This is a genomic window from Stappia sp. BW2, from assembly GCF_008107695.1.
In the GTDB taxonomy this organism is placed as follows: Bacteria; Pseudomonadota; Alphaproteobacteria; order Rhizobiales; family Stappiaceae; genus Roseibium.
In genome coordinates this window covers 1-397 of sequence record NZ_VIRG01000008.1, presented here as the reverse complement: position 1 = coordinate 397, position 397 = coordinate 1, and the positions used below count along the sequence as shown (strand labels likewise).

Sequence of the window (397 nt, the reverse complement as noted above, 5' to 3'; positions counted from 1 at the left end):
GAGGGGGATAACTACTGGAAACGGTAGCTAATACCGCATAACGTCGCAAGACCAAAGAGGGGGACCCTCGGGCCTCTTGCCATCGGATGTGCCCAGATGGGATTAGCTTGTTGGTGGGGTAACGGCTCACCAAGGCGACGATCCCTAGCTGGTCTGAGAGGATGACCAGCCACACTGGAACTGAGACACGGTCCAGACTCCTACGGGAGGCAGCAGTGGGGAATATTGCACAATGGGCGCAAGCCTGATGCAGCCATGCCGCGTGTATGAAGAAGGCCTTCGGGTTGTAAAGTACTTTCAGCGGGGAGGAAGGGAGTAAAGTTAATACCTTTGCTCATTGACGTTACCCGCAGAAGAAGCACCGGCTAACTCCGTGCCAGCAGCCGCGGTAATACGG

General features: G+C 55.9%; 1 rRNA gene. It reads left to right on the top strand.

From position 1 onward, the window contains the following. A 16S ribosomal RNA gene (locus FMN63_RS00040) occupies positions 1 to 397 on the top strand; the annotation flags it as partial.